Source organism: Candidatus Acetothermia bacterium, assembly GCA_024653305.1.
GTDB lineage: Bacteria > Bipolaricaulota > Bipolaricaulia > Bipolaricaulales > Bipolaricaulaceae > JACIWI01.
On sequence record JANLFW010000011.1, the window covers coordinates 38,605 to 45,289 of the forward strand.

A 6,685-nucleotide genomic window follows, 5' to 3' on the forward strand; every position below is an offset into this window, starting at 1 on the left:
CCGGCGTGCACTTCATGAACGGCGACGAGGCCATCGCCGAGGGGGCGATCGCCGCCGGGTGCCGGTTCTTCGCGGCCTACCCGATCACCCCCCAGTCGGAGATCGCGGAGCGGCTGGCGTGGCGGCTGCCCCGGGTGGGGGGGATGTTCATCCAGATGGAGGACGAGCTAGGGGCGATGGCGGCGGTGGTCGGGGCGGCGTGGGGCGGGGCCAAGGCGATGACGGCCACCTCCGGTCCCGGGTTCTCCCTGATGATGGAAAACCTAGGCCTGGCGATCATGACCGAGACCCCGTGCGTGGTGGTGGACGTGCAGCGGGGCGCGCCCTCGACCGGCCTCCCCACCGCGGTGGGCCAAGGGGACATGATGCAGGCCCGCTGGGGATCCCACGGCCACTACGAGATCATCGCCCTCGCTCCTTCCTCCCCCCAGGAGTCGTTCGACCTCGCCGTGCGCGCGTTTGCGCTCTCGGAGCGGTTCCGGGTGCCGGTGCTCCTCCTCACCGACGAGGTCGTTGGCCACATGTACGAGCGGGTGGAGATCCCGGAAGAGGTGCCGATCGCCCCCCGCCGCCGGCCCCAGGTGCCCCCGGACCGGTTCATCCCCTACCAGCCCGATCCCGATCTCGTGCCCCCCATGGCCTGTGCCGGGGAAGGGTACCGCATCCACGTCACCGGCCTCACCCACGACGAGCGCGGCTACCCGGACATGTCCGCCGAGGCCCACGACCGACTGGTGCGTCGCCTGTGCGACAAGATCCTGCGCTTTCGGGACGAGTTCACGTTCTACGAAGCGGTCGACCTAGATGACGCCGAGATCGCCGTGGTCTCCTACGGGATCTCGGCCCGGGTCGCCCATGGGGCGCTGGCCCTGGCCCGCGAGCAGGGGATCAAGGCCGGCATGCTCCGCCTGATCACGGCGTGGCCGTTCCCCGATCCTGTGGTGCGGTCCCTGGCCGATCGGGTCCGGGGGATCGTGGTGGTGGAGCTGAACTTGGGGCAGATGTCGCGGGAGGTGGAGCGGGCCGTGCGGGGGAAGGTCCCGGTGATCGGGGTCTACCACGCCGGGGGGCGGATCCACACCCCGGAGGAGGTGCTCTCCGGGATCGAGGAGGTGGTGCGATGCCGGTGAAGACGAAGCCGATCCCCGAGGCGGTGCCCGGGGTGCGACACCCGATGGAGAAGTACCTGCGCACCGACCGCCTCCCCCACATCTGGTGCGCCGGCTGCGGGCTGGGCTCGGCCCTGTCCTGCTTCCTGTACGCGCTCGATGAGCTGGGGTGGGATCCGAACTCGGTGGCGGTGGTGTCCGGGATCGGCTGCACCGGGCGCATCGCCGGCTACGTGCGCCTGGACTCCTACCACACCACCCACGGCCGGGCGATCCCGTTCGCCACCGGGCTTAAACTCGCCAAGCCCGATCTTCACGTGGTCGTGTTCTCCGGGGATGGGGACCTGTTCGCCATTGGCGGCAATCACTTCATCCACGCCGCCCGGCGCAACGTGGACCTCACCATCCTGTGCGTGAACAACTTCAACTACGGGATGACCGGGGGCCAGGTGGGGCCGACGACCCCGCTCGAGGGCTTGACCACCACCACCCCGTACGGGAACTTCGAGCACCCGTTCAACCTCGTGCACCTGGCCGCCTCGGCCGGGGCGAGCTACGTGGCCCGGTGGACGGCCCTCGACGGCCGGCGACTTCAGCGGGCGATGGTGGAGGCGATGTCCAAGAAGGGGCTCACGTTTGTGGAGATCCTGTCGCCTTGCCCCACCAACTACGGCCGGCGCAACAAGCTGGGGGAGGGCCTCGATGAGCTCCGCTACTACGCCCAGCACGCCCTGATCCGCCACGGCGCCGATCCCAAGGAGGCGGAGATCGTCCCGGGGAACGACTTCCTCGTGGGGAAGTTCGTGGACGTGGAGAAGCCGACCTACCTCGAGATGTACGAGGCCAAGGTCAGGGAACTGGGAGGGAAGCGATGAAGCTTGTGGAGGCGCTGGTCGCGGCGGTGGCCAAGGCGGCCGTGGATCTACCGGCGGACGTGGTACGGGCGCTTGAGCGGGCCCGGGATCGGGAGGAAGGCCCTGCCCGAGTGCAGCTCGAGGCGATCCTCCGGAACGTCGAGATCGCCCGCGAGGGCCGGGTTCCGATCTGCCAGGACACGGGCACGCTCTCGTTTTTCGTCCGGTTCGGCGTGGGGTTCCCTCATCTTGCGGAGCTGCGGGCGGCGCTTCCCGGGGCGGCGCGGGCGGCCACGAAGGTGGTGCCCCTGCGGCCGAACACGGTCCACCCGCTCACCGGGGGGAACCCCGGGGACAACACCGGCCGGCTCATACCGGCCATCACCTGGGAGCCGGTGGATGGGAACGAAGTGGAGATCTACGTCCTCCCCAAGGGCGGGGGATCGGAGAACTGCTGCGCCCTCCGGATGCTTCCTCCCGGGGTGGGCCTCAAGGGGGTGAAGGAAGCGGTGGTGGAGCACGTGGTGGGATGCGGGGGCCTCCCCTGTCCACCCACGGTGGTCGGGGTCGGGATCGGCGGTGGAGCCGACCTCGCCCTCAAGCTCGGGAAGGTGGCCCTCCTCCGCCCGGTGGGGGAGCGCCATCCCGAGCCCCAAGTTGCTGCCCTGGAGGCGGAGCTTGAGGAGCTGATCAACGGCTCTGGGGTGGGTCCGATGGGGCTTGGGGGCAACACCACCGTGCTCGCCGTGCATGTGGAGTACGCCCATCGCCACCCGGCGTCGCTCCCGGTGGGGATCGTGGTCCAGTGCTGGGCCGACCGCCGCGCCACGGTTCGGGTGCGTCCCGATGGGACGGTAGAGGTGCTATGAATGCCCCGCTGGTCCTTCGGCCACGCGGACAACTTCGGAACGCCGCGGCTAGAAATCCACATAGGAATGGGCCCCGGAGCCTCCGGTTACGCGGAGAACTTCCGATCCCCACGGCTCGACGACGTCCCGGCTCAGAGATGGACGTCTCCAACAGGAGAACCCAGGCATTGCTGAGGTCAACCGTTTCTGGGTATCATGAAACCGACTTGCCGAAGCAGTGGAAATCCGCGTGCCGCAGGTCCGCGGACTCAAAAACCGTCAGGAAGGCTCCCGGGTGCCCAACCATGGCACTGAAGCACCGAGAGATCACCGAGCAGATCCTCCAGGCCTTCTACAAGGTGTACCACGTCTTGGGCCATGGCTTCCTGGAGAAGGTCTACGAGAACAGCCTGGCGGTTGAGCTCCGCGAACGAGGCCTCGCCGTCCAGCAGCAGGCTCCGATCCGTGTCCTCTACAATGGGCACCCGGTGGGAGAGTACTTCGCCGACCTGCTCGTGGAAGGAGGCGTGATCGCCGAGATCAAGGCTGCTCAGGCGCTGACAGACGAACACTTCGCCCAACTCATCAACTGCCTCAAGGCCACCGGGATCGAGGTCGGCCTGCTCCTCAACTTCGGACCCAAACCTGAAGTCAAGCGCAAGGTCTTCGAGACGGCGGAGAAGAAGGCATCTGGAGAGGAGGCACGCCGCGGCGATCCGCGGACGACAGTCCGCGTGCGAAGTCCGCGGGCTGTTCAAGATCCGGGGGGAGAAGATGGTGCTGACGACACCGATCGCTGAGAAGGACGCCCGGGCGCTCAAGGCTGGGGACGTGATCTACGTTTCCGGGACGATGTTCACCGCCCGGGACGAGGCCCATCGTCTGATGCTTGAGCGGGGGGCGCCGCTGCCGGTAGAGGGGTTGGCCCTGTTCCACTGCGGCCCGGTGGTGCGAGAAACGGACGGCGGCTGGGAAGTGGTCGCGGCCGGGCCGACCACGTCGGCGCGGATGGAGCTCTTTGAGGCCGATTTTCTGCGCAAGTTCCGGACCCGAGTCATCGTGGGCAAGGGCGGCATGGGCGAGAAGACCCTGGCCGCCCTCGGCGAGGTGGGGGCGGTCTACACCCATTTCACCGGCGGGGCCGGGGCGCTTGCTGCCCAAGCCGTCCGCCGGGTCCGGGAGGTCCACTGGCTCGAGGAGCTCGGGATCCCTGAGGCCGTCTGGATTCTAGAGGTAGACCGGTTCGGGCCCCTGGTGGTGGCGATGGACGCCCACGGCCGGTCCCTCTACAAGGACCTCGCGGCCAAGGTTGAGGAGAACATGAAGGGGATCCGCGCCCGCATTCGGGGTTAGGTGGGGGTCATACAAAGGGAGGTGGAGATGAAAGAGCAAAAGCCCAACGTGGAGGAGCTCCTGGCCAAAGCCGGGGAGCCGGGGAGGAAGGCCCCCCCGTGGCACGCGTTCTACCGGGGCAAGGTCGGGGTGACCCTGAAGTGCGCGATCACCGGGTACGACGACTTCGGGATCTGGTACACCCCCGGCGTGGCCCAACCGTGCAAGGAGATCGCCGCCGACCCGGACAAGGTGTTCACGTACACGAACAAGGGGAACTTCGTGGCCGTGGTGTCCGACGGCACGCGCGTCCTGGGCCTCGGGGATATCGGCCCGGAGGCGGCGCTCCCGGTAATGGAGGGCAAGGCCTTGCTCTTCAAGTACCTGGGCGGGGTGGACGCATTCCCGGTGACCATCGACACGAAAGACCCCGACGAGCTCATCCAGGCCGTGAAGTGGATCGCCCCCGCGTTCGGGGGGATCAACCTGGAGGATATCTCCTCCCCCAAGTGCTTCTATGTGCTAGATAGGCTTCGCAAGGAGCTTGAGATCCCGGTGTGGCACGACGACCAGCAGGGCACGGCGGCGATCACCCTCGCCGGAGCCCTCAACGCCCTCAAGGTGGTGGGCAACGACCCGAAGAAGGTGACCTACGCCGTGATCGGGTCCGGGGCGGCGAACATCGCCTTCGTGCGGGTGCTCCTCACCTACGGGGTCCCGCCGGGCAACGTGATCATGGTGGACTCAAAAGGCATCCTCCACCCCGGCCGCGAGGACCTGGAAGCGAAAAAGGACGAGAACCCGTACAAGTGGGACTACGCGAACAGGACCAACGCCGAGCGGAGGACCGGCGGGATCAAGGAGGCCCTGGAAGGGGTGGACGTGTGCGTGGCCGCCTCCAAGCCCGGCCCGGGGACCATCAAGCCCGAGTGGGTAGCCGGCATGGCCAAGGATGCCATCGTGTTCGCCTGCGCCAACCCGATCCCCGAGATCTGGCCGTGGGAGGCGAAGGAGGCGGGGGCGGGGATCATTGGCACCGGCCGGTCGGACTTCCCGAACCAGATCAACAATTCCCTCGGGTTCCCCGGGATCTTCCGCGGGACCCTGGACGTGTTCGCGCGCACGATCACCGACGAGATGGCCATCGCCGCGGCGGAGGCCATCGCGGCCACGGCGGAGGAGAAGGGCCTCTCCGAGGACTACATCGTCCCCACGATGATGGAGTGGGAGGTTTTTATCAACGAAGCAGTGGCCGTGGGCAAGAAGGCGATCGAGCAGGGAGTAGCCCGGCGGATCCTCAGCGAATCGGAGCTCGAGCGAGAAGCTACGCGGATGATCCGCTACGCCCGCGAGGAGACGGAGATCCTGATGAAGGCCGGCCACATCGCCCCTCCTCCGGCAGTCTGAGCCACCCCTGAGCCGGCAAATGGAGCGGGGCCAGCAGGAGCTGGCCCCGTTTTTTAGGCCCGGGCAAGAAGGGACCACGGCAGGGCCACGATCCTCTCCCCGAGGCGGATGACCTCCTCCCCACAGTAGAGAAGCACTCCAGCCCGGGCCTCCGGATACTCCTTTGCGAAGACTTCAAGCCCCTTGACATCGGAATAGTGCGCCCGGGGCCCCAACTTGGCCTCCACGCTTCACCGCCAAGAACAGCTCCGGTACCCGCTGGGCCTCGTCGATCACCACCTCCTGGGCCCCGGCCCACAGGGCCTCGGGCTCGCGCTCGGCCTGGGCCAACACATCGAGATCGTCCAGGGAGCGGTAGCGCCAGTTCCTCACCGGGTCGGAGTGGCGGAGGAGCGTGGTCTTCCCGGTCTGGCGGGCTCCGGTGAGTACCACCACCGGATGGGCGGCCACCGCCTCCGCCAGCCGCGGTTCCACCCACCGCCGTCTGTACAACAGTTCATGCAATGAACGATTATCGTTCATGCCTTGAACTATCTAGGACTTGTGCAGTTGGGACAAACCCGTAAAGCAGGATGAGCCAGATGGGTTCGGATAGCATCTCGAATGACCGCCGCCTTCGCCTCACCACTTTCGGGGTTGCCCAAGGTCGTAGCGTCGGGGTTTATCCCCGGCGCCCAATGCGGCGTCGCCCATAAAGGGCGACAACAACGTCGGCCATGGAGGCCGACGCTACACCCCAGGCCTGTAGCGTCGGGGTTTATCACCGATGTTGTTGTTGCGTAATATTTCGAAAGACGCGCTGGGGACAAAGGGTTAGAGCGCGGACGATAAGCGACAAGGGACTGGGGAGGTGCGTCATGGGCGGAGCAGGGTTCCGCGACCTCAGGCGGGCGATGTTCCGGTTCTACGAGGAAGGGCGGTACCGCGACGCCTTGGAGGCAGCTTGCCAGGCCGGCGTCGTCCACCAGGGTCACCCGGATCCGGTGGCGTCCGGGCTGCACCCTGAGGGCGAAGTCGAACGATCCTTCGGTCTTGCCCCGCACCGCCGCAGCATAAGGGGGCTTGGTGAGGTCGAGGGCGAAGCTCGGGAGCGGGCCTTCCAGAACCTCGAACTTTGCTTGGGCGATGTCGCCGT

Annotated in this window: 7 protein-coding genes and 1 pseudogene; 7 read left to right on the top strand and 1 reads right to left on the bottom strand. The window is 67.2% G+C overall.

The annotated features are described in order from the left end of the window. The first annotated feature begins 14 nt into the window (after positions 1-14). From NUV94_05475 to NUV94_05500, 6 genes and pseudogenes are all read left to right on the top strand, one after another. Positions 15-1,130, top strand: coding sequence for a 2-oxoacid:acceptor oxidoreductase subunit alpha (locus NUV94_05475; protein ID MCR4392222.1), 1,116 nt, complete (start codon positions 15-17; stop codon positions 1,128-1,130). Further along, positions 1,121-1,984: a 2-oxoacid:ferredoxin oxidoreductase subunit beta gene (locus NUV94_05480; protein MCR4392223.1), complete on the top strand. Its 864-nt coding sequence runs from the start codon at positions 1,121-1,123 to the stop codon at positions 1,982-1,984. The genes NUV94_05475 and NUV94_05480 overlap by 10 nt, the downstream gene beginning before the upstream one ends. Further along, a complete protein-coding gene (locus tag NUV94_05485; GenBank protein MCR4392224.1) occupies positions 1,981-2,832 on the top strand; it encodes a fumarate hydratase in 852 nt (283 codons plus the stop codon). Before NUV94_05480 ends, NUV94_05485 begins: the two co-directional genes overlap by 4 nt. Positions 2,833-3,116: 284 nt before the next feature. Then, positions 3,117-3,479: pseudogene (locus NUV94_05490) on the top strand (GxxExxY protein). Positions 3,480-3,585: 106 nt separating this feature from the next. Further along, positions 3,586-4,164 carry a FumA C-terminus/TtdB family hydratase beta subunit gene (locus NUV94_05495; protein ID MCR4392225.1) on the top strand — a complete coding sequence of 193 codons (579 nt, stop codon included), beginning with the start codon at positions 3,586-3,588 and terminating at the stop codon, positions 4,162-4,164. A 27-nt stretch (positions 4,165-4,191) separates the two neighbouring features. Continuing rightward, positions 4,192-5,550, top strand: coding sequence for an NADP-dependent malic enzyme (locus NUV94_05500; GenBank protein ID MCR4392226.1), 1,359 nt, complete (start codon positions 4,192-4,194; stop codon positions 5,548-5,550). Positions 5,551-5,724: 174 nt separating this feature from the next. Here the strand turns inward: NUV94_05500 and NUV94_05505 are convergent, their stop codons facing one another. After that, the gene (locus NUV94_05505; GenBank protein MCR4392227.1) at positions 5,725-6,054 is read right to left on the bottom strand and encodes an AAA family ATPase; all 330 of its coding nucleotides are present in this window, start codon (positions 6,052-6,054) and stop codon (positions 5,725-5,727) included. A 353-nt stretch (positions 6,055-6,407) separates the two neighbouring features. Between NUV94_05505 and NUV94_05510 the strand changes: the two genes are divergently transcribed. Further along, a partial coding sequence (locus tag NUV94_05510; protein ID MCR4392228.1) for a hypothetical protein occupies positions 6,408-6,685 on the top strand: 278 nt, incomplete at its 3' end.

What these genes read in the sequence shown, in the direction of transcription:
- NUV94_05475 (MCR4392222.1), top strand. Translation starts at nt 15, where the DNA reads ATGAACGGCGACGAGGCCATCGCCGAGGGGGCGATCGCCGCCGGGTGC.
- NUV94_05480 (MCR4392223.1), top strand. Translation starts at nt 1,121, where the DNA reads ATGCCGGTGAAGACGAAGCCGATCCCCGAGGCGGTGCCCGGGGTGCGA.
- NUV94_05485 (MCR4392224.1), top strand. Translation starts at nt 1,981, where the DNA reads ATGAAGCTTGTGGAGGCGCTGGTCGCGGCGGTGGCCAAGGCGGCCGTG.
- NUV94_05495 (MCR4392225.1), top strand. Translation starts at nt 3,586, where the DNA reads ATGGTGCTGACGACACCGATCGCTGAGAAGGACGCCCGGGCGCTCAAG.
- NUV94_05500 (MCR4392226.1), top strand. Translation starts at nt 4,192, where the DNA reads ATGAAAGAGCAAAAGCCCAACGTGGAGGAGCTCCTGGCCAAAGCCGGG.